Raw genomic sequence first — 20070 nt, 5'->3', positions numbered from 1 at the left:
CAAGAAGGGTTGAGTACCAGAGTCGAGGGAAGGGCAGCCAACTCCTGAACGTCGACCGTGAGGAGGAGCCATAGTGCTCACCCTGACAGCCAACGCAGCCCAGGCGATCCGTGACCTGACCGCGTCCGCGCCCGAGCCGACCCAGAGCGGGATCCGTATCTCGTCTCAGGGCGAAGGCGCGAGTTCGCTCACCCTTTCGCTGGCCACCGCCCCCGAACCGGCGGACGCAGTGGTCGAGACGGAAGGCGCGCGGGTCTATCTCGACCCCGTGGCTGCGACCGTGCTGGACGACAAGTCACTGGACGCCGGGGCCGATGATCAGGGAAGCGTGTCTTTCCTGGTCACCGAGCAACCCGCCTGACGCGGCCCCCGCCGTGCCGGATCCGTACCGCGGACCGGCACGGCGGGCCATCCGCCACGCCGCCGGCGCGCAACCCGCGCGGGCGGCCCCACCACACGCTCGCTCAGTCGTCGGCGAGGAGCTTGTGCAGGTAGCGCAGCTGCTCCTCCGACTGGAAGCCGCCGCCGCCCTCATGGTTGTTCCAGGGCCAGACAGTGATCTCCTTGGGACCCTGCCAGTGGTTGTAGGCGGCGAACACCGTGGACGGCGGGCAGACGTCGTCCATCAATCCCACCGAGTACAGCGCGGGCACCCGCCCGCGCGCGGCGAAGTTCAGCCCGTCGAAGTACGACAGCGTCCTGAACACCTGCTCGGCGCTGCCCCGCTGGGTGGCGAGGAACCGGACCAGCTCCTGGTACGGGTCGCGCCCGGTGATCTCGACGGCCCGCCGGAAGTGGGTCAGGAACGGCACGTCGATGAGCGCCGCCTTGACCGACGGACGCAGCGCCGCCGCGGCCTGGGCGATGCCGCCGCCCTGGCTCCCGCCCGAGACGACGACCCGGCTCTCGTCAACCGCCGGATGCGCGAGGGCGGCGTCCACGGCCCGCACGGCGTCGGTGAACACGCGGCGGTAGTAGTAGTCCTCCGGGTCGAGGATGCCCCTGGTCATCATGCCGGGCGCCTGCGGAGCCGCGCTGCCGTGGGGGTCACCGGTGGCGCCGGGGCTGGCCGGGTTCGCGCCGCCGTGTCCGCGCGTCTCCATCACCAGCACCGCGTACCCGGCGGCCGGCCAGAACAGGTGGTCCTTGGGGAAGCCACGCCCGCCGCTGTAACCGATGTAGTGCACCACGCACGGCACCGCCCCCTGCACGCCACGCGGCACCAGGAACCAGCCCTTGATCCGGTGCCCGCCCCAGCCCGCGAACGAGGCGTCGAACACCTCCACACCGGTGAGAGGCAGGTCGTACGGCGTGAACTCGGCGGCCAGGTCGAACTCCCCGGCCTCGGCCAGCGTACGCGACCAGAAGTCGTCGAAGTCGGCAGGCTCGTCGCGATCGGGCAGGTAGCCGCGGAGCTGGTCAAGGGGCAGGTCGAACAGTGGCACGAGATCTCCAGCCTGTAGAAAGGATGCTGATATTTCATCTCATCCTGCTGGAAAGCGCTATCCCACCCCCGGGTCAAGCCATGGAGTCCCTTCGCCCGGGTAGGGGGTGACGCGTGAGCGAATATGTCATAGAAGTCCGCTACTCGCACCTTTTCCCCGGCCTGATCTTGGACGCCCCGGCGGACACCGACGACTTCCTCGTGCTGTTCGGGGACGACTCCGAGTCCAGGGCGCAGCTGCTGAGCGACGACACGGGCCGTCCCGTGCTCCGGATGGGCGGCTACATGACGGCCAAGGGCACGGTGATCGACGAGCGGGTGTGGACCGTCCGCGAGCGCGTGCAGCGCGGCGACCGGATCCGCCTGCGCCTGGGCCGCTCTCTTCCCTGACCGGGCGACTCTCTTCCCTGACCGGGGCGACCCGGCCGGGGGTCGTGGGCTAGCGTCCCCTTGTGGCTTCTTTCACCAGACTGGCCGGGAGGGCGGTGACCGGCGCGGGCGTGCTGGTCCTGTCGCCGGTTCTCGGGCTGGCCGGACTGGCCGGGATGGCCATGGTCGGCGCGGGGCCCGAGACGTTCACGGTGACGGGCCTGGCGGTGTTCGCCGCGATGTTCTTCCTGGGCCTGCTGCTGTGCGTGCCCAGGCCGGGGGCGGTGTGGGGGCGCTGGTTACGGGCGGTGCTGATCCTCGGGGTCGAGGCCGCGGTGGTCTGGCAGGTCGCCGGGGCCACGCTGCACCCGGCTCCGGGCCTGGCCGCGCCGTCCCGGACGCCGCAGGTGCCGGGGCAGCGGGAGTGGCGGCTCCCGACCGGGTCCCGGCTGGCGTACGTGCGGATCGCGCCCAAGCGGGTCACCCGCCAGGATCCGGTCGTCTTCCTGCACGGCGGTCCCGGGGTGGCCGATCTGGCGGGCGACTCGGCGTTCTTCGGCAAGCTCGCGGCCGACGGCCATCAGGTGTACGTCTACGACCAGCTCGGCGCGGGCCGCTCCGAGCGGCTGGCCGATCCCCGCGAGTACGGCCTGACCCGCGACGTGGCCGACCTGGAGGCGATCCGGCAGATCGTGGGCGCGCGGCGGCTCAACCTGGTGGCCCGCGACTACGGCGCCCAGCTCGCCGCCGCCTACCTGGCGCAGCACCCGGACCGGGTGGCCGGGGCCGTCCTCGACTCCCCGGCCGGCCTTGACCGGCCGTCCGCCGCGGCGGCGGCTCTCCCCGGCACCGGCGGGCAGTTGGAGCCGCGCGCGCTGGCCGTCTACACGCTGCTGCGGGTCGAACCGCGGGCGGCCCACGCGTTCGCCGGTGACCGGGAGCTGGAGGCGTATCTGGGCCTCGCCCGCCACCGCGAGCACCGCCCTTGTGCCACCGCGCGCCCCGGTGACGCGACCGGCTCGAGCGGCTATGCGGGGCTGGCCGAGCGGTCGTTGCCGGGCTCGCTCCGTGAGGGCCTGGCCGGGTCGTCCGCGCCCGTGCTGATCGTCAAAGGCGCGTGCGACGAGCAGAGCTGGTCCTCGGCCGCCGCCTACCGCCGGGCGCTGCCCGCCGCCCGGTTCGCCTACGCCGGCGACGGCGCGGCGTATCTCGGCATGCTGCGGGCGTTCCTGGCCGGCCGCCCGGTGGACACCTACGACGGCGACGGCCCGCCACCCGGCTACCGCGGCCCTCTCTGATCAGCCTCTCTGATCAGAGAAATCGATCAGAGAGGCCGACCAGCGCGTCTCACCAGCAGGTCCGGTCAGCGTGCCTCCGGGCGCGGCGTCCCGGGCGTGGGGCAGGAGCCGGCCTTGGTCCCCGCCACCTTCCAGTCCGCCCCCGGGAAGGGGCTCATGAAGTGGGTGAGCAGGTCCACCGCGTAGTCGGGCACCTGGCCGCCCGGATCCAGCAGGGACACCATCTGGGGCCCGTCCGCGCCGCGCAACGTGATGGAGTTGCCGCTCCCGCCCGCCGCGAAGCCCGGCTTGGCGTCCACCGTCACGCAGGCCAGGCTGATCCCGGCCGCCTGGATCTGCTGCTTGGCCCCGATGCGTCTCATCCGCTGGTCGTAGCGGCGCAGGGCGAGCGAGCCGGTCGGGCCGAGCCGGACCGAGTCGTGGAAGACGTCGCCGCCGATCTCCCTGCTCAGCCTGACGTCGACGGAGACGTCCGGCCGCAGGTCCACACCCTTGGCGGCGAGCTTCACCCGGTCGTAGTCCCCCTCGAAGCCGGGGGCGAGGTAGCCGAGCGCCGGCGGCGCCTTCAGCCCGAACGGGATCTTCCCCGGCCGGATCCGCAGCCAGGACACGCGCTGGACCGACAGCCCGAGGTCCTCGATCGCGCTCTGCCCGAGCCCGAACTGGCCGCCGACGTGGTAGGTGAGGAACCCCGTCGTGTACGGGACCTCCTTGCTGACGGCGATGCTCTGGCGGGCCACCGGGTCCACGCGCAGCCCCGCGCGCAGGCTGACGCGGCCGGTGGGCACGGGTTTGGAGACCAGGTCGAGCGACTGGTCGGGGTTCAGCCGGATCGTGGTGTCGGCGGCCAGGTCCTTGACCGAGACGGCCACGTCCCCGAGGCGCCCCTGTGGATCGACCAGGCCGCCTTCGACGCCGAGGTAGCCGTCGAGGGTGTTCGCGCCGCCCAGCGCCTTGTACGTGACGGCCGGCACGCTGAGCCCGGCGGCCGAGGCGTCGGCGTCCACCCCGAATCTGGCGGGCACGTCCGAGAACCGCAGCTCCCCCGTGCCCTTCCCGTCCAGGGTGACCTTGGCGGTCAGGTGCTTGACGGCCGCGGAGTTGGTCACCCGGATGCGGGTCTGCGCGCCGTACGTGCCCTGGACGGCCACCGAGGCGGGCACCGGGTCGATCGCCACGTGCCCGCGCAGCGTCCCCGTCTCGGCCCGCACGTCGAGCGAGCCCAGAGTGGCCCCCGGCTCGATGCGGTAGCCGGCCTGCACGGCGTTCCCCTGGGACACGCCGAACGGCCCCAGCACCATGCTGGTGATCCTGGCGGGCAGCCCGGTCAGCGTGGCCCTGGCCTTGACGGGGACGGGCGACAGGACGCTGCTGGCCAGGTAGACGCCGAGGCTCCGGCTCTTGGGACGGAAGCCGGAGAAGGTGAACGTCTTGGCCGCCAGGTCCACCGACACCTGGTCGGGCAGCCCTGTCACGTCCAGATAGCCCTGCAGGCCGAAGCAGCCCCGGCCGGGCAGGCAGAAGGGGCCGGGCGCGCAGCCGGCCGATCCGGCGGCGCAGCCTCCGTCCACCAGGGACACGCCCCCGGGCACGGCGGGCGCGGCCCGCATGCGGTCCAGCGCCCCCGTCTTGCCGAGCCAGGCGCGGGCGCGCACGTCCATGCGTGAGCCGCTGTAGGTGAGCTTGCCGCCGGCGGCGGAGACCGTCAGGCGCCCCGGCACGGGCCCGAGGGTGCCGGCCAGGCCGAAGCGCGTGTCGCCCTGGGTGACGTCGGCGTCCACGGCCAGCGTCTGCCTGGCCGAGCGGAAGTCCGCGGTGAACCCCTCGGCCGCCGGGCTGAACTCCACCCGCGCCAGCCCCTTGACCAGCACGCTCGCGTCGAGGTCGCCCGACGCCTGGTCGTAGTGCGCCGACAGGTGCGGGCCCGTGGGCGCGGTGGCGCCGTCGTGGTTGGTGAACGCCAGCGCCGCCGACCCGACCTTCCCCGACAGGGCGCGGAAGCGGTAGGCGGCGGCGTCCCACGAGGCGTCGAACCTGGCCGGCACGCCGCTCACCTCGGCGGCGGCCCTGACATACCGGTCACCGGCCTTGACCCTGGCCAGGGCGGACACCTCGGCGACCGGGGCGTCGGAGGTCCACGACAGCGTCCTGGCCTCGGTGTCCGCGACCAGCTCGGCCTTCCTGCGCACGCCTTCCACGCTCGCCCGCAGGTCCTCGCCGGTGGGCGTGGTCACGCTCGCCTTGTTGGCGTACATGCTGACCTGTTCGAGCGCCGAGGAGGTGGCGACCTTGACGGTCGAGCGCTCGCCCAGCTCCCAGGACGCCTTCACGTCGTCGTGCACGCCCATGACGGTGGCGTCGATCGTCGGGCCCGACCTGAGGTTCGTGTAGGCGGCGCGCAGCTTTCTGATCACGCCGCTGGCCTGGTAGACGGCCTTCCTGGCGGCGGGGTCGAGCGCGAGGTCCACGGTGGCGGGGGTGTTGGAGATCTCCATCCTGGCCAGGTGGGTGCCGTCGATGCTGGCCGCGCCCACGAACGAGCGGCCGCTGGAGTCCACCTCCAGGTGGGCGTGCGGGGCGGAGCCGTAGGTGACGTCGAAGCCGGACAGCCCCGACAGCAGCCCGGACACCCCGACCGCGTCCCCGTCCTTGATCATGGTGACGTGGCCGCCGCGCGGGCTGGAGACGGCGCCCTCGTTGCGTTGCAGCACCACCGCGAACCTGCCGATGGGCGAGCTGGTCGAGTGGGTGACGCGGTGCTCGGCCAGGTCGTTGACCAGGCGCAGCTTGGCGGGCAGGTCGCTCAGCTCGGCCTTGAGCACCGTCTTGCCCGCGGCCCGGTCGAAGAAGACCAGGCTCGCCGCGCCGGCGCGCGACCGGCCCGCCTTCGCCGAGCCCGCATCCACCGAGCCCGCATCCACCGAGAGGGTCTGCCTGCCGTTCGCCGAGCCGTACCTGGCGGTGAACGACGGCGGCACGCGCGGGAGCTCGACGTCGGCCACCCGGCTCAGCCGCCCGTCGCGGTAGGTGAAGCTGTGCAGCCGGGCGCGGGCGATCGAGGACGGGCTGGTGAAGCGGATCTCGCCGCCCGACAGCCGCACGGCGGCGCGGGTGGGCATCCGGTCGAGCACGGCATGGGTGAACTGGCGGGGTGTCACGGCGAGCGCGTCGAGCCTGGCGGGCGCGGAGGCGGTGACGTCCATGGCGGGCCCGTCGAGCTTGGCGTTCACGGTGAGCCGCTCGCTGGCCGGCGACTGGCGCAGGCTCACGGCGCTGCGGCCGGTCAGCCCCGCCACGACGGCCGCGGACTCCCCCGGCTCGGTACGCTTCACCTCGGCCTTGACCTGCTTGCCCGCCAGGTCCACGGTGAACGTCCCCCAGTCGAAGGCCGACAGCGACGATCCGCGCCGCAGCCCGTCGAACCCGACCGACACCTTGCCGTCGTACTCGGCCCAGACCCGGGCCTTGACGCTCTGCTTCGCCAGCCGCTTGACCGCGAACCCGAGCCCGGCCGCCCCTTCCGCCGGGCTGGCCGCGGGGACCAGGTCGGCGGCCAGGTCCGGGACGCCGTCGCCAGTGACGTCGGCGGTCACCGGCAGCCCCACCGGCTGCTGGATCGAGCAGGACACGGGCACCTCGGCGCTCTCGGCGCAGAGCCGGTAGGTCAGCCCCGGCGCGGCCTTCCCGAGCCCGTCGAACGCCTTGACCACCGGGGCCAGCGGCTTGAGCAGCGTCAGCGTCCCGGCCCGGGCGGTGTCGGGCAGCACCTGGTTCACGGCCGGCGCCTGCTCGCCCAGCCCCTGCTCCTTCTGGGCGGCGGCCGCCTCGCCGGTGATCTCGTCGATCAGCCGCGGGCCCGCGGGCGTGGTCACCTCGGGCGCGCCCGGGCCCACCCGCTCGTCGCCGGCGGCGGGCCGGGCCGCCAGTGACGGCTGCGACGGGAGGCTGACCACGGCGGCCGGCGGCTCCTGCACGGCGGGCACGGGCTGCGCTGCTTCAACAGCTCTGACCTGTACGGCCGGGACCGGCTGCGCCTGGGCGGACGGCGGCACGGCGACCAGGACTGTACTTGCGATGGACGTCGAAGCGAGCACGCGCAGAAGGGCGTGCGGCATGAAACGTTCTCCCCCGGACCGGTCTAATTCATCCCATCAGAAACATAGGTCACGAGACGACCACAGTTCCTCACAGGTAGTCAAACCACATCCGACATGGGGCTCCAATTAATGCCACATGTCCGGCAAATCAGGGCTGATACGGCCGCAGGCGCGGCCACCAGCCCGGCACGTGCGAGCGGTAGTCGTCATAGTCGGCGCCGAACCGCCTGCGCAGGTTCGGCTCCTCGTACCAGCGCACGAACGAGAAGACGGGGATCGCCAGGATCACCAGGTAGACCAGCAGCCCGGAGTCCCCGAACACCAGGGCCTGCCCGATGACCGCCGCGAAGATCGCGACGTACATCGGGTTGCGGACGTAACGATAGAAGCCGCCGACGACCAGCCGGTCGGGCGGCGCGGCGGGGAGCGGCGTGCCGAACCCCTCGACCACGAACCTGACGAACGCGTGGACCAGCACGACGACGCCGGCGAGCACCAGCGCGGCGCCGGCGACCTTGAGCGGGATCATGAGCGCGGCCGGGAACGGGTCGCGCATCCGCCACCCGCTGATCCAGTAGGGGATGAGAAGGCCGACCGTGCCCGGCGCGGCGGCGAAGAAGACGGTGCTGACGACTGCGGCGGGTGTCTTGCGCATAGGAACGCCCCCTGACGCCTAATTCACTATGCGATGAGTTTAGGCGCCGGGTTCCACGAAGGTCAACGGGCTCTCACGTTCTCGGGGCGTACATGATGACGGCCACGCCGGCCAGGCAGATGAACGCCCCGATCAGGTCCCACCGGTCCGGGCGGAAGCCGTCCACCAGCATCCCCCAGGCCAGCGAGCCGGCCACGAAGACCCCGCCGTAGGCCGCCAGGATGCGGCCGAAGTGGGCGTCCGGCTGGAAGGTGGCGACGAAGCCGTACGCGCCAAGGGCGAGGATGCCGGCGCCGATCCACAGCACGCCGCGCTGCTCGCGCCAGCCCTGCCAGATCAGCCACGCGCCGCCGATCTCGGCCACCGCCGCCAGGACGAACAGGGCAATCGAGCGCAGGACGGCCATGATGATCATCATAGGGCGCCGCTCGACGGCAGCCGGTAGAACTCCTCCAGCACGGCGCGGGCGGCGTCGTCGTCGATCACGGCGGCGTCCCAGATCACCTCCTCGCCGGCCTCCGTGACCTCGAAGGCGAAGAACGCGCAGCAGGCCTTCTCCCGCGCGGCCAGATCGCGCACCCACTCCGCCACGCCCGGCCGCGCGCGCAGGCGGAGGCGGACGCCGCCGGGGATCCGCTCCTTGCTTGCGAACGACTGGCGGAAGAGCCGCCGGTACTCGTCGAGACGCTCCTGCGGGGTGTCGGCGGCGGTGCTCATGTCGCAGACGACGGGGGCGGAGGCGGCGGGGAGGTCCATGGCGATGCTCCTTCGAGAGGTCTTGCGGTCCCGTTGACCGAACCTTAAAGTCTGGACTTAGGTCCAGAGTCAAGAGGTGACGGATGAAGATCGGCGAAGTGGCCCGGGAGGCCGGGGTCAGCGTGGACACGGTCCGCTTCTACGAACGGCGCGGCGTGCTGCCCGCCGCGCGGCGCAGGCCGTCGGGCTACCGGATCTTCGGCGCGGCCGCGGTGGAGCGGATCCGCACCGCCAGGGGGCTGCAGGAGCTGGGCTTCACCCTGGACGAGGTCGTCGACGCCCTGCGCGCGCACGACACCGGCGGCGCGACCTGCGACGGCGAGCGGTGGCGGCTGGAGGCCGTGGTGGCGCGGATCGACGCCAGGATCGCCGACCTGGAGCGGGTGCGGCGCAACGCGGTGGCGAGCCTGGACGACTGCCGGGCCGGGCGGTGCCGGCTCATGACCGTTCCGGCGCCCGGCTCACCGGGCTGAGCCCGGATCTAGGCTAGGGTCGTCGGCCATGGCGACGGACGACGGTGTGCGGGAGAAGGTGGCCTGGATCCTCCTGCGCGACCAGCGGGTGCTGATGACGCGCAACCGGGGCCGGGAGCTGTTCTACTTCCCCGGCGGGAAGCGCGAGCCCGGCGAGTCCGACGCGCAGACCCTCGTCAGGGAGATCGACGAGGAACTGCAGGCGGCGATCGACGCCGATTCCATGGTGCACTTCGGCACCTTCGAGGTCCCCGACGGGCATCCGGGACGCGGGCTCTTCCGGATGATCTGCTACACCGCCGGCCACCGGGGCGAGCTGGTCCCGGCGCAGGAGATCGAGGAGAAGGCGTGGTTCCGGCACGCCGACCGGGATCGGGTGACGGAGGTCGACGCCATGGTCTTCGACGCACTCCACGAGCAGGGCCTGCTGTCCTGACCTTTTCGAGGCGGCCGCTCTGGTGCAGTGTGGGATGGAGCCCCGGTGCCGCCGGAGGCCGGCCGAAAGGATCCCATCATGCGGGCGAACGTCGGTGACACCCTGATCATCCAGGGCAACGTCGTCGGACGGCAGGTCAGGAAGGGCGAGATCATCGGCGTCCGCGACCCGGAGGGCGCGCCGCCCTACCTCGTCCGCTTCGGCGACGGCCACGAGCAGCTCGTCTACCCCGGCCCGGACGCCCGGATCGAGCCCGCCGCCGCCGAATGACCGCCGCCGAATGACCGTCCTCCCCCCGACGGCCCTCCTCGGTCAGGCGTCGCGGGGCAGCGAGAGGGCTATCAGCGCCTCGGCGATGTCGGCGCCGTAGCCGGTCGCGACCTCGGCGCCCGCGTCGTCACGGGCGATGGCCGTGATCAGCATGCCCACGCTGTCGCGGGCGAGGGTGATGGTGTGGCCGCCGGCCACCAGCGCGTCGGCGGACGGGCGGCGCGCGGGCGCGGGCCTGGCCAGCAGGCGCCGGGCCGCGACCAGGGCGGCGACCGGGGTGCGGTGCCGGGTCAGCAGCACGGGCAGGTCCTCGTACGGCTGCGCGGCCTGGCGGACGAGGTCGCCGAGCTTGGAGCGGGCGGTCGAGAGCGACACGGTCGGCAGCCCGCTGAGCACGCCGGACACCTCGGACAGCGGGACCAGCGCGGCCCACTCCCAGCGCTCGCGGGTGATCAGCGTGATCGTGCCGTCCCCAGCCGCGCCGATCAGGGAGCCCCAGCGGGCACGGGCGTCCTCCACGCCCAGCGGCGGGCCGAAACGCGCCTGCAGCTCGTCGTGCGCGGCCCGGTCCGTGTTGATCATCCGCAAATCGTAAGCCGCCTTACGGAATTTTCGCAAGCCGCCTTACCGATTCGCTCTCGCGTCCCGGCCGGGCAGCATGGAGCGATGGATCAGATCAAGGTGGTCGTCTTCGACGCCATGGGCGTCCTGTACGAGGACGGGGACGTCCAGGGGCGCGTGCTGATCCCGTACCTGCGCGATCAGGGATCCGGGGTGCCCGAGGAGGAGATCAGGGCGGCGTACCGGGCGGCGACGCTGGGGCGGCTGAGCACGGAGGAGTTCTGGGCGGCGGCCTCCCTCGCAGGTGGGGCCGTGCGGGATGAGGACTACTGCCGGCGCCACCGGCTCACCGGCGGCGCGCGCGAGGCGATCGCTGAGCTGGCCGGCGACGGGCTGGAGACGGCGTGCCTGAGCAACGACACGGCGGCGTGGTCGGCGTGCGTGCGGCGCAGGTTCGGGCTGGACCGGCTCGTCCGGCGCTGGTTCGTCAGCTCCGCGCTGCGGGCCCGCAAGCCGGATCCGGCCGCGTACGAGGCGGTGCTCGACGGGCTGGGCGTCCGGCCCGGCGAGGTGGTGCTGGTGGACGACCGCCCGGTCAACCTCGCCCCCGCCCGGTCGATGGGGATGCGCACGATCCTGTTCGTGAGCGACGACACCGCCGCCAACCCCGCGCCCGGGCCGGAGCCGGAGCGCCGGGTGACGACGATGCCGGAGCTGGTCGCCGCCGTCCGCGCGCCGCACCCGTGAAATGCCCGGCGCCGGCTCGGACAGGGCGCCACGATGAGCCCGCTCGGCAGGTGACCGGTGGCGTGTCCCCCGCTACGCTGGCCGGCATGGCCGCGATCGTTTCCCCGGCCGCCGGCGGCGCGATCCGGGTGCCGCGCCGGTGACCGCCGACGCCTCGCGCTGGGATCGCGCCTGGCCCCTCCTGCCCTACCTGTTCATCGCGCTGCCCGCGCTCTTCTCGCTGGCGGCGCGGTGGCGGCCGGAGGTGGCGGCGCTGGCGGCGTTCGCGGCCGCGTGGCACTGGTTCATGGTCGCCTCCCGCTTCAGCCGGATCGAGCGGGCCCCGGCGCTGGTCGCCTACTTCGCGGTGCTGCTCGCCGTGGTCTGGACGCTGATCCGGCTCGACGGGGCGTTCACGGTGACCGGGGTGGGGACGTTCGTCCAGGTGTTCTCCCTGGCGCCGGGCTGGTGGGCGTATGCGGGGGTGGCCGCGACGGTCGGTGTGATGCTGACCGCCCGGCCCGGCGAGCGGGACACCGGCGAGCTGGCCTTCTCCTTCCTCGTGGGAGTGCTGGTCGCCTCCACGGTCGGGCTGCTCATCCGGACCGTCTCCAGGCAGAACGAGCAGCGCAAGGCCATGATCGCGGAGCTCGAGGAGAGCGGCGCCAAGCTGGCCGCGCTCGCGGAGGAGAACGCCGGCCTGCAGGCCCAGCTCCTGACCCAGGCCCGCGAGGCCGGCGTGCTGGCGGAGCGGCAGCGGCTGGCCAGGGAGATCCACGACACGATCGCGCAGGGCCTGACCGCCATCCTCACGCAGCTCGAAGCCGCCGAGGGCACGGCCGGCGACGCCGGAGCCGTCCGCGCCCGGCTGGACGCCGCCCGCGCCATGGCCAAGGAGAGCCTGACCGAGGCGCGCCGCTCCGTCCAGGCGTTACGCCCGGCGCCGCTGCACGAGGCCCAGCTGCCGGCCGCCCTGCGCGAGGTCGCGGCGGCCTGGTCGCGCTCCACCGGCGTGCCCGTCGCCGTCTCGGTCACCGGCGACTCCCGGCCGCTGCACGTGGAGGTGGAATCCACCTTGCTGCGGGTCGCGCAGGAGGCGCTGGCCAACGCGGGCAAGCACGCCGGCGCGGCCAGGGTCGGGCTCACCCTGTCGTACATGGAGGACGTCGTGGCCCTGGACGTGCGCGACGACGGCCGCGGCTTCGACCCGGCGAACCCGGGCGCGACCGACGGCGGGTTCGGCCTGGTCGCGATGCGCCAGCGCGTCACGAGGCTGGCCGGCGACCTCACCATCGAGACGGCCCCCGGCCAGGGCACGGGCGTCTCGGCCACCGTTCCGGCCATCCCCGCAGGGAGCGTGTCCTGACTTATGCCGATCCGCCTCATCATCGTGGACGATCACCCCGTCGTCAGGGACGGGCTGCGCGGGATCTTCTCCGCCGACGGCGACTTCGAGGTCGCCGGCGAGGCGGCCGACGGGCCTGAGGCGCTCGCCGTGGCCCTGCGGACCGCGCCCGACGTGGTGCTCCTCGACCTGCGCATGCCGGGGATGAGCGGCGCGGAGGTCATCCGGCGGTTGCGCGAGCAGACGCCCGGCCTGCCGGTGCTGGTCCTGACCACGTTCGACGACGACGCCGACGTGCTGCCCGCGATCGAGCAGGGCGCCACCGGCTACCTGCTCAAGGACACCCCGCGCGCCGAGCTGCGCCGCGCCGTCCAGGCGGCGGCACGGGGCGAGAGCGTGCTCTCCCCCGCCGTGGCCCACGTTCTCGGCCGCGTTCTCGACCGGCGCGAACGCGCGCCGCGCCCGCAGCCGCTGAGCCCCAGGGAGCTGGAGGTGCTCGGGCTGATCGCCAAGGGCGCGACCAATCGCGAGATCGCCGGAAGGCTGTTCATCACCGAGGCCACGGTGAAGACGCACCTGCTGCACGTCTTCGCCAAACTGGAGGTGAGCGACCGGGCGGCGGCGGTCGCCGCGGCGTACGAGGCCGGGCTGCTCAGACCCGGCGGCGAGAGCTGAGCGGCTGGTAGCGTCGAAGCGAAGGGCGGAGTGGAGGCACGCATGCGTCCCATGGAGCAGCGCACGATCCTCGTCACCGGCGCGACCGACGGGCTCGGCCGGGCGCTCGCCGCGGACCTCGCGGAGCGCGGCGCGACCGTGCTCGTGCACGGCCGCGACGACGAGCGCGGGCAGGCCACCATGGAGGAGATCAGAGCGCGCGTCCCCGACGCCCGGCTCCACTGGTACCGCGCGGACCTGGCCTCGCTCGGGCAGGTGCGCGAGCTGGCCGGCGCGGTCGCCTCCGAGCACAAGGGGCTCGACACGCTGATCAACAACGCCGGGATCGGCTCGACGGTGCCGGGCGGCGGGGCGCGGCAGGAGAGCGCGGACGGGCACGAGCTCAGGTTCGCGGTCAACTACCTGGCCGGCTATCTGCTCACCCGGCTGCTGCTGCCGGTCCTGACCTCGGCGGCGCCGTCCAGGATCGTGCACGTCAGCAGTCTCGGCCAGGCCCCGATCGACTTCGACGACGTGATGCTGGTCAAGGAGTACAGCGGGGTGCGGGCCTACTGCCAGAGCAAGCTGGCGCAGGTGATGTTCACCGTGGATCTGGCCGAGGAGCTGGCCGGCACGGGGGTGACGGCCAACGCGCTGCATCCGGCCACGTACATGCCGACCAAGATGGTCGCCTCACCGGCGAGCGAGCTGCGCGAGGGCGTGGCGGCCACCTCGCGGCTGGCCACCGACCCGGAGCTGGACGAGGTGTCCGGCCGCTTCTTCGACGGCACGCGTCCCGCGCCCGCGCTGGAGCAGGCCTACGACCCCGGCGCCCGCGCCCGCCTGCGCGCGCTCTCCGACTCCCTGACCGGGCTGTGAGCAGCGCGGGCCGGAAAATCCGTCGAGTCCGGCGCGACGGGCTGGCTAGCGTGTCCCGGTGCACATTTTCCTGGAGACCGACCGGCTGATCCTGCGCCGCTTCACCGAGTCCGACGCCGACCACCTTTTCGCCCTGCACAACGACCCCGAGGTCATGCGCTACCTCAACGGCGGCCGGCCGACGCCGCGCGAGGTGATCGTCGAGGAGACGCTGCCGAGGTACATCGTCTCGGGCTACTTCGCGGCCGTCGAGAAGCAGTCGGGCGCGTTCCTGGGCTGGTTCATCCTGCGCGCGCCGGAGAACGGCCCCGAGGACGAGCCCGAGCTGGGCTACCGGCTGCACAAGGCGGCCTGGAACAAGGGCTACGCGACCGAGGGGTCGCGGGCGCTGATCGGCAAGGCGTTCGGGGAGCTGGGCGCGCGCCGGGTGTTCGCCCAGACGATGGCGGTCAATCGCGGGTCGCGGCGGGTCATGGAGAAGGCCGGGCTGAGGTTCGCGCGCACCTTCTTCATCGACTTCCCCGACCCGATCGAGGGCAGCGAGCACGGCGAAGTGGAGTACGAGCTGCTGCGTTCCGACTGGGAGGCCGCCCGCTCGCGCTGAATCGGACGGCCCAGCACCTGGTGCACTGGTCAGACCAGTCGTTAGGGTGCCTCGTATGGGATATGACGCGCTCTTCCGCCTGGACGGACGGCGGGCCGTGGTGATCGGGGCCGGCAGCGGGATCGGCAGGGAGGCCGCGCTGGCCCTGGCCGCCCACGGCGCCTCCGTCGTGTGCGCCGACCGCGACCTCGCCTCGGCGGAGGAGACCGCCGCACGCTGCGGCGCCGCCGCCCGGCTGCTCGACGTGCTGGACGCGGAGGCGGTGCGCGAGCTGGCCGCCGCCGAACCGGCCGACGTGCTGGTGTTCACCGCCGCCACGAACGTGCGCAAGCGGCTGCTCGACTACTCGGGCGAGGAGTTCGACCGCGTGGTGGGGCTGAACCTGCGGGCCTCGTTCGACGTGGTGCGGGCGTTCGGGGCGGGGATGGTGGCCCGGGGGCGCGGGTCCATCATCGGGTTCGCCTCGATCCGCGCGTCCGTCACCGAGCCGGGCCAGGGCGTCTACTCGGCCACGAAGGCGGGGCTGGTGCAGCTGCTCAGGACGGCCGCCGCCGAGTTCGGTCCGCACGGCGTGCGGGTGAACGCGATCGCGCCCGGCGTGGTCGAGACCCCGCTGACCAGGCAGATCAAGGACAACCCCGACTGGTACGCCGCCTACGCCGCCAAGAGCGCGCTCGGCCGGTGGGCGTCGGCGGAGGAGCTGGCCGGGGCCGTGGTCTACCTGGCCGGCGACGCGGCGAGCTTCGTCACCGGCTCGGTGCTGTACGTGGACGGCGGGTGGACCGCCGTGGACGGCCGCTTCGATCCGCCCAACTGAGCCCCGGCCCACCCCCGCCGATCAGCGGCTGAGCCGCACCTGCACCGGCTGCCCGTGCACGGTCTCGAACTCCACGACCGTGCGCGATCCGGTGACCCTGACGCGGCACGGCTGGTCGTCCCCGGCCCGCCAGCGCCCCTCCAGGGTCACCCGCAGCCGGTGCGGGTGGCTCGGGTCGTCCAGCCAGGGCCGCGACCAGGGGCTGTAGTGGCCCGCATAGCGCCCCTTCTCGTACTGGTCGGGGTCGATCCCGCTGTAGAGCCGCAGATCCGGATCGCACACCGCGAGCACCAGCGTCTCGCCCTCTTCCCGGACGAGCACCATCGAAGGCGTGTCCACCTCGCGCACCAGGCCGTCCAGGCGGGTCCGCTCGAACACCGCGTATCCGGTGAGGCCGCTCGCGCGGTCGCTGACGACGTGGGCCGTCCGGTCCGCCCGCAGCACCCGGTACGGGGCCCGCTCCGCGTCCGCCATCGCCGCGGCGAACCCGGCCATCCGCTCGGCCGTCGCGCCGACGACCATGGCGTACTGGTAGGTCCCGTCGCGAGGCGCGGTGCCGTGCCTGATCCAGGCCGTGGCGAAGTCCCCGGCGGTCGCCTCCTCGGTGGCGTTGTTGCGGGAGCTCTGGGCCGAGCGGGTCAGGGCGACCTTCTGGCCGTCCGCCAGGTAGTAGCCGATGCCCTTGTCGTCGAGCAGCCAGCGCGGCCCGCCGTCGAGTGCCTCGTACGGGAACGCCGTCACCGCCGTCCCGTCCACCACCGTGGGCGCGCTCCTGGCCGCCAGCCGGGTCTGGAACAGGGTGGTCTCGGTCTCGTTGGCCGCGTCGTCGTTCGCGATCCCGGTGCCGACCGCGATGATCCGGTCGTCGAACAGGAACACGGACTTGCGGGCCCGGTGCGAGCCGTCGTACTTGGGATGCTCGCGCAGGTCCATGGCGAACATGCCGTTGCGACCGTCGATGCTGTGCGCCCCCGCGAAGCGCGAGTCGGTGAGCAGCATCTCCTCGATGGCGCCGGTCAGGTCGCCCTTGAGCTGGTCCAGCGGCTTGTGGATGACCGTGGTGCCGGGCCGCCTGTTCCAGTCCCAGCCGGGCTGGGCGTAGCCGCTGTCGAGGTTGGTGACCGGGTTGCCGCGGTGCAGCACCTGGATCTGGCCGTAGGTGTTGTAGCGGCCGTACCAGTTGGCCCCGACGTAGATCTCGGTGCTCCACAGGTAGCGGTTGTGGCCGCGTACGGTGACCTGCCACTCCTCGCGCCTGTGCACGGCCAGCGCCGCGTAGTTGAGCGCCCACGAGCCGCTCGGCGCGGCCTCGGCGGTGACGCCGCGGGCGGCCAGCCGGGCGGCGAGGTCCTTCTGCTGCTGGGTGGGCGCGGCGGGCAGCAGGCGCAGGAACGCGGCCGCTATGTCGTCGTCCACGGGGGCCAGCCACTGAAAGGGGACGATCGACAGGGCGGTGGCCCCGCTTGGGTTGCGGCCGCTGATCGAGATCGGCCACTGGTTCTTGTTGGCGTAGACACGCTGCATCAGCAGCGCCTTCTTCAGCCATCCGTACGCCTGCGGCGAGATCGCGAACGCGCCGCCGTGCATGACGTAGATCAGCGGGGCCAGCCCGGCGAAGCCGTCGCGCACGTAGTCGGGGAAGAAGCCGACGTGGTGGAACGCGGTGCCGTCGGCCTTGATGCCGTCCTGGATGCCGTCGGTGGGCAGCAGCGTTTCGCTCAGCCAGTCGCGCAGCACCCGCAGGTAGGCGACCTGCTCGGCCTCCCCGTCGCGCAGCAGTACGGCGGCCAGCATGCCGCGGAACGTGGTGTTGTAGATGTCCATCATGCTGCCGCGCGCCATGCGGAACCCGTAGCCGCGGAAGATCCGGCCGAGCCCGGTCAGCCACTCCAGATCCGCGCGTACCCGCTCGAACTCCCCGGCCGCGCGCAACGCGTCGCGCATCAGGTAGACCGAGTCGTAGAAGCCGCGGGCGTCGTAGCCGAGATGATGGATGGTGCCCTGGCCGCTGCCCTTGGTCCAGCCCTGTTCCCGCAGGTGGGCGGCCATCCGCAGGTAGAGCTGGGCCAGCGCGGGCCGCTCGGCGGGGTTGGCCTGGTGGGCCTGGGCGAGGGTCTTCATCAGGTCCGTGCAGGCGCGCAGCGTCACCGGGTTGACGAACGCCTTCAGCTCGGCCGCGATCTCCACCGGGTAGATCTGCGACTGGTAGGCGTGCGTGGGCCGGCCGATCAGGGCGTTCGCCTGCGCGGTCAGGCCGGGCACGTCGGCGCTCACGGGCGCGATGAGGTATTCGTCGTGGTAGCGGGTGTGCAGGGCGCGCAGGGAGGCCAGCTCTTCCGCCGTCGGGGGCGACATGTCGGGCTTCACGGTCTTCAGCAGCTGGTCGAAGCGGTAGAGGGCCTGCCAGTGCTGGTTGTCGTACTCGTCGCCTTCCGGGGCGATGTCCGGCAGCTGGTAGTCGCGGTTGGGGGCGTCGGGGCGCAGCGGCACGTTCAGCATGAGCTGGTCGAGGTGCAGGGTGCCGGCCCGGCGGGGGGCGATGATCCGCAGGGTGTCCATGCCGGGGTGGGGGCGGCCGTGCATGTCGTACGCGTAGCGGACCCAGGCCGTACGCCAGCCGCTGAAGCCCAGCCGGAACTCGAACCAGACGTCGGTGCGCTCCCCGCGCCCGAACTCGAACCTGATCACGTCGTCGACCGGCGTCTCGTTGTGCACCCACACGCAGAACGCGTCGACGAGCCCCTGCCAGGCCTGGTCGTCGCCGTACCGGTAGGGGTCCGGCGCCCACTTCAGCGGCGCCTTGACCGTGATCACGGCCCGGGCCGCGTGCTCCCAGCGCAGCGATCTGCTCCCGCACACCGCCACCTGCTCGCTGATCGACAGCCCCGAGCCCGTGAAGTGCGGCGGGACCGCACTCTCCAGGAGGAACACCGGCGGCTCCATCGCCATCGCCCGCTGCTCCAGGTCGGCGCCGGCCAGGGCTTGCGCCGCGGTGGCCGGCATCGACAGGAAAGCGCTTGCCGCACCGGCCTTGAACACCGTCCTGCGCGTGATCTTCGCCATGGGCGACATCCAACGCGAAGCGCGTCCAAAGGTAAAGACAACGCGTCAAACTGTTACGAGGGGCGGATCACCGCCATCCTGGTGACGGTCAGCTCCTCGATGGCGAACCTGGGCCCCTCGCGCCCGATCCCCGAGTCCTTCACGCCCCCGTAGGGCATGTTGTCCGCCCTGAACCCCGGCACCTCGTTGACCACCACTCCCCCGGCCTCGATCCGCTCGATCGCCGCGAACGCCGTGGCCAGCGACCGGGTGAACACGGCCGCGTGCAGGCCGTACCTGGAGGCGTTGACGGCGGCGAAGGCGGCGTCGAGGTCGGGCACCGAGCGCACGCACACGACGGGCCCGAAGATCTCCTCGTCCCAGACGTCCGCCCCTTCGCAGACGCCGTCCAGCACGGTCGGGGCGATGGCCCGGCCGTCGCGGTGCCCGCCGGCGATCGGCTCGGCGCCCGAGGCGGCGATCCAGTCCAGCACGCGGTCGGTGGCCGCCTGGTCGATGAGCGGGGCGACCTGGGTGCCGGGGTCGCGGGGGTCGCCGACCGTCACGCTCTTCACCCGGTCGGCCAGCAGGGACAGGAACTCCGCGCGTACGGGCTCCTCGACCAGCACCCGCTGGACGGAGATGCACGCCTGGCCGGAGGCGTAGTAGCCGCCGCGCACCACCGCGTCGGCGGCGGCCGCCAGGTCGGCGTCGGCGGCGACCACGAGGGCCGCGTTGGAGCCGAGCTCCAGCAGCACCTTGACGGGGGCGGCGGCGCGGGCGATGGCGTGGCCGGCCGCGGCCGAGCCGGTGAACGAGACCGCCCCGATCCGCCGGTCCTCCACGAGCGTCTTGCCGACCTCGACGTCCCCGGTGACGAGTTGCACGGCGGCGGGTGGCAGGGCCTGGCCGGCCGAGCGCAGCAGGTGCACCAGCCAGAGCGTGGCCAGCGGGGTGGCGGGCGCGGGCTTGACGATCACCGGGCAGCCGGCCGCCACGGCTGGGGCGATCTTGTGGGCGGCGAGGAGCAGCGGGTAGTTGAAGCCGGTGATCCCGACGACGACGCCGATCGGCCGGCGCGTCCAGAACCCGATCAGGCCCTCGCCGGATGGCAGCAGGTCGAGCGGCACGGTCTCGCCGTGCAGCCTGGCGACCTCCTCGGCGGCCGAGGCCAGGGTGAGCAGCGTCCTGGCCACCTCGACCTTGCAGTCGGCCAGCGGCTTGCCGGTCTCCAGGACGAGGAGGTGCTCGAACGCGGCGCGCTCGGCCTCCAGGGCGTCGTGCGCGCGCATGAGAGCGGTGCGGCGGGCGTGGGAGGGCAGCGCGGCCATGGCGGGGGCGACGGCCAGTGCCGCTTCGACGGCCTGCGTGGCGTGCGCGGGCGTGCCCAGCGGGGCCGTGGCGACCAGGGATCCGTCGTAGGGGAAGGTCACGTCGGTGGTGCGGCCGGTCTCCAGCCAGCCGTCTCCGACGGGCAGGCCGGCCGGCCAGGCGGCGTCGATGGTCATGATCGCCTTCCTGTGGCGCTCGGGAAAACCTCGAGGTACGCGGGCGCGCCCTCGCGTCCGGTGGCGGCGAGGACGGCGTGCGCCACGGCGCGGCTGAACACGTCGGCCGCCGCCGCCAGCGCGTCCTGGAGGGTGT

Annotated in this window: 20 protein-coding genes; 12 read left to right on the top strand and 8 right to left on the bottom strand. The window is 72.9% G+C overall.

Annotated elements, in window-relative coordinates; translation table 11 throughout:
* Positions 1-73 precede the first annotated feature (73 nt).
* The gene (locus tag ETD85_RS27980; RefSeq protein ID WP_138692767.1) at positions 74-361 is read left to right on the top strand and encodes a HesB/IscA family protein; all 288 of its coding nucleotides are present in this window, start codon (positions 74-76) and stop codon (positions 359-361) included.
* A 103-nt stretch (positions 362-464) separates the two neighbouring features.
* Here ETD85_RS27980 and ETD85_RS27975 read toward each other — a convergent pair whose 3' ends face one another.
* Positions 465-1445 carry an acetylxylan esterase gene (locus tag ETD85_RS27975; protein ID WP_138692766.1) on the bottom strand — a complete coding sequence of 327 codons (981 nt, stop codon included), beginning with the start codon at positions 1443-1445 and terminating at the stop codon, positions 465-467.
* 113 nt (positions 1446-1558) lie between these two features.
* Here ETD85_RS27975 and ETD85_RS27970 point away from each other — a divergent pair, with 113 nt between their 5' ends.
* Both ETD85_RS27970 and ETD85_RS27965 read left to right on the top strand, forming a co-directional pair.
* On the top strand, positions 1559-1834 hold the full coding sequence (locus ETD85_RS27970; RefSeq protein ID WP_138692765.1) for a hypothetical protein: 276 nt from the start codon (positions 1559-1561) through the stop codon (positions 1832-1834).
* A gap of 62 nt (positions 1835-1896) precedes the next feature.
* Complete coding sequence (locus tag ETD85_RS27965) at positions 1897-3111, top strand: alpha/beta fold hydrolase (RefSeq protein WP_138692764.1); 1215 nt, start codon at positions 1897-1899, stop codon at positions 3109-3111.
* Between the two features lie 65 nt (positions 3112-3176).
* On the opposite strand, the gene ETD85_RS27960 is transcribed toward ETD85_RS27965, so the two are convergent.
* From ETD85_RS27960 to ETD85_RS27945, 4 genes are all read right to left on the bottom strand, one after another.
* On the bottom strand, positions 3177-7226 hold the full coding sequence (locus tag ETD85_RS27960; protein ID WP_138692763.1) for a hypothetical protein: 4050 nt from the start codon (positions 7224-7226) through the stop codon (positions 3177-3179).
* A gap of 130 nt (positions 7227-7356) precedes the next feature.
* Entirely contained in the window at positions 7357-7863 is a 507-nt protein-coding gene (locus tag ETD85_RS27955; RefSeq protein ID WP_138692762.1) for a methyltransferase family protein, read from the bottom strand.
* Positions 7864-7936: 73 nt separating this feature from the next.
* Positions 7937-8269: a YnfA family protein gene (locus ETD85_RS27950; RefSeq protein WP_138692761.1), complete on the bottom strand. Its 333-nt coding sequence runs from the start codon at positions 8267-8269 to the stop codon at positions 7937-7939.
* 8 nt (positions 8270-8277) lie between these two features.
* A complete protein-coding gene (locus ETD85_RS27945; RefSeq protein ID WP_138692760.1) occupies positions 8278-8619 on the bottom strand; it encodes a hypothetical protein in 342 nt (113 codons plus the stop codon).
* Positions 8620-8702: 83 nt separating this feature from the next.
* Between ETD85_RS27945 and ETD85_RS27940 the strand changes: the two genes are divergently transcribed.
* The 3 genes from ETD85_RS27940 (at position 8703) to ETD85_RS27930 (ending at position 9798) form a co-directional block, all read left to right on the top strand.
* A complete protein-coding gene (locus ETD85_RS27940; RefSeq protein ID WP_138692759.1) occupies positions 8703-9092 on the top strand; it encodes a MerR family transcriptional regulator in 390 nt (129 codons plus the stop codon).
* A gap of 28 nt (positions 9093-9120) precedes the next feature.
* Positions 9121-9528, top strand: coding sequence for an NUDIX hydrolase (locus ETD85_RS27935; protein WP_138692758.1), 408 nt, complete (start codon positions 9121-9123; stop codon positions 9526-9528).
* Positions 9529-9606: 78 nt separating this feature from the next.
* Positions 9607-9798 carry a DUF1918 domain-containing protein gene (locus ETD85_RS27930; protein ID WP_138692757.1) on the top strand — a complete coding sequence of 64 codons (192 nt, stop codon included), beginning with the start codon at positions 9607-9609 and terminating at the stop codon, positions 9796-9798.
* 42 nt (positions 9799-9840) lie between these two features.
* On the opposite strand, the gene ETD85_RS27925 is transcribed toward ETD85_RS27930, so the two are convergent.
* A complete protein-coding gene (locus ETD85_RS27925; protein ID WP_138692756.1) occupies positions 9841-10380 on the bottom strand; it encodes a type II toxin-antitoxin system prevent-host-death family antitoxin in 540 nt (179 codons plus the stop codon).
* Between the two features lie 84 nt (positions 10381-10464).
* On the opposite strand from ETD85_RS27925, the gene ETD85_RS27920 reads away from it, so the two are divergent.
* The 6 genes from ETD85_RS27920 to ETD85_RS27895 all read left to right on the top strand — a co-directional run bounded on the left by ETD85_RS27920 (position 10465) and on the right by ETD85_RS27895 (position 15384).
* The gene (locus ETD85_RS27920; RefSeq protein ID WP_138692755.1) at positions 10465-11106 is read left to right on the top strand and encodes an HAD family hydrolase; all 642 of its coding nucleotides are present in this window, start codon (positions 10465-10467) and stop codon (positions 11104-11106) included.
* A 139-nt stretch (positions 11107-11245) separates the two neighbouring features.
* A complete protein-coding gene (locus ETD85_RS27915; RefSeq protein WP_240779465.1) occupies positions 11246-12451 on the top strand; it encodes a sensor histidine kinase in 1206 nt (401 codons plus the stop codon).
* Between the two features lie 3 nt (positions 12452-12454).
* Complete coding sequence (locus ETD85_RS27910; protein WP_138692754.1) at positions 12455-13105, top strand: response regulator; 651 nt, start codon at positions 12455-12457, stop codon at positions 13103-13105.
* Between the two features lie 42 nt (positions 13106-13147).
* The gene (locus ETD85_RS27905) at positions 13148-13963 is read left to right on the top strand and encodes an SDR family NAD(P)-dependent oxidoreductase (protein WP_138692753.1); all 816 of its coding nucleotides are present in this window, start codon (positions 13148-13150) and stop codon (positions 13961-13963) included.
* Between the two features lie 58 nt (positions 13964-14021).
* A complete protein-coding gene (locus ETD85_RS27900; RefSeq protein WP_138692752.1) occupies positions 14022-14567 on the top strand; it encodes a GNAT family N-acetyltransferase in 546 nt (181 codons plus the stop codon).
* A 55-nt stretch (positions 14568-14622) separates the two neighbouring features.
* Positions 14623-15384 (top strand): SDR family NAD(P)-dependent oxidoreductase, encoded by a 762-nt coding sequence (locus ETD85_RS27895; RefSeq protein WP_138692751.1) that lies wholly within the window; start codon positions 14623-14625, stop codon positions 15382-15384.
* A 21-nt stretch (positions 15385-15405) separates the two neighbouring features.
* Here ETD85_RS27895 and ETD85_RS27890 read toward each other — a convergent pair whose 3' ends face one another.
* Both ETD85_RS27890 and ETD85_RS27885 read right to left on the bottom strand, forming a co-directional pair.
* Positions 15406-18447 (bottom strand): chondroitinase family polysaccharide lyase, encoded by a 3042-nt coding sequence (locus ETD85_RS27890; protein ID WP_170246869.1) that lies wholly within the window; start codon positions 18445-18447, stop codon positions 15406-15408.
* A gap of 53 nt (positions 18448-18500) precedes the next feature.
* Positions 18501-19934 carry an aldehyde dehydrogenase family protein gene (locus ETD85_RS27885; RefSeq protein ID WP_138692749.1) on the bottom strand — a complete coding sequence of 478 codons (1434 nt, stop codon included), beginning with the start codon at positions 19932-19934 and terminating at the stop codon, positions 18501-18503.
* Positions 19935-20070: the final 136 nt, after the last annotated feature.

Source organism: Nonomuraea zeae, assembly GCF_005889725.1.
GTDB classification, from domain to species: Bacteria; Actinomycetota; Actinomycetes; order Streptosporangiales; family Streptosporangiaceae; genus Nonomuraea; species Nonomuraea zeae.
This window is presented reverse-complemented; position numbering and strand designations above follow the sequence as displayed.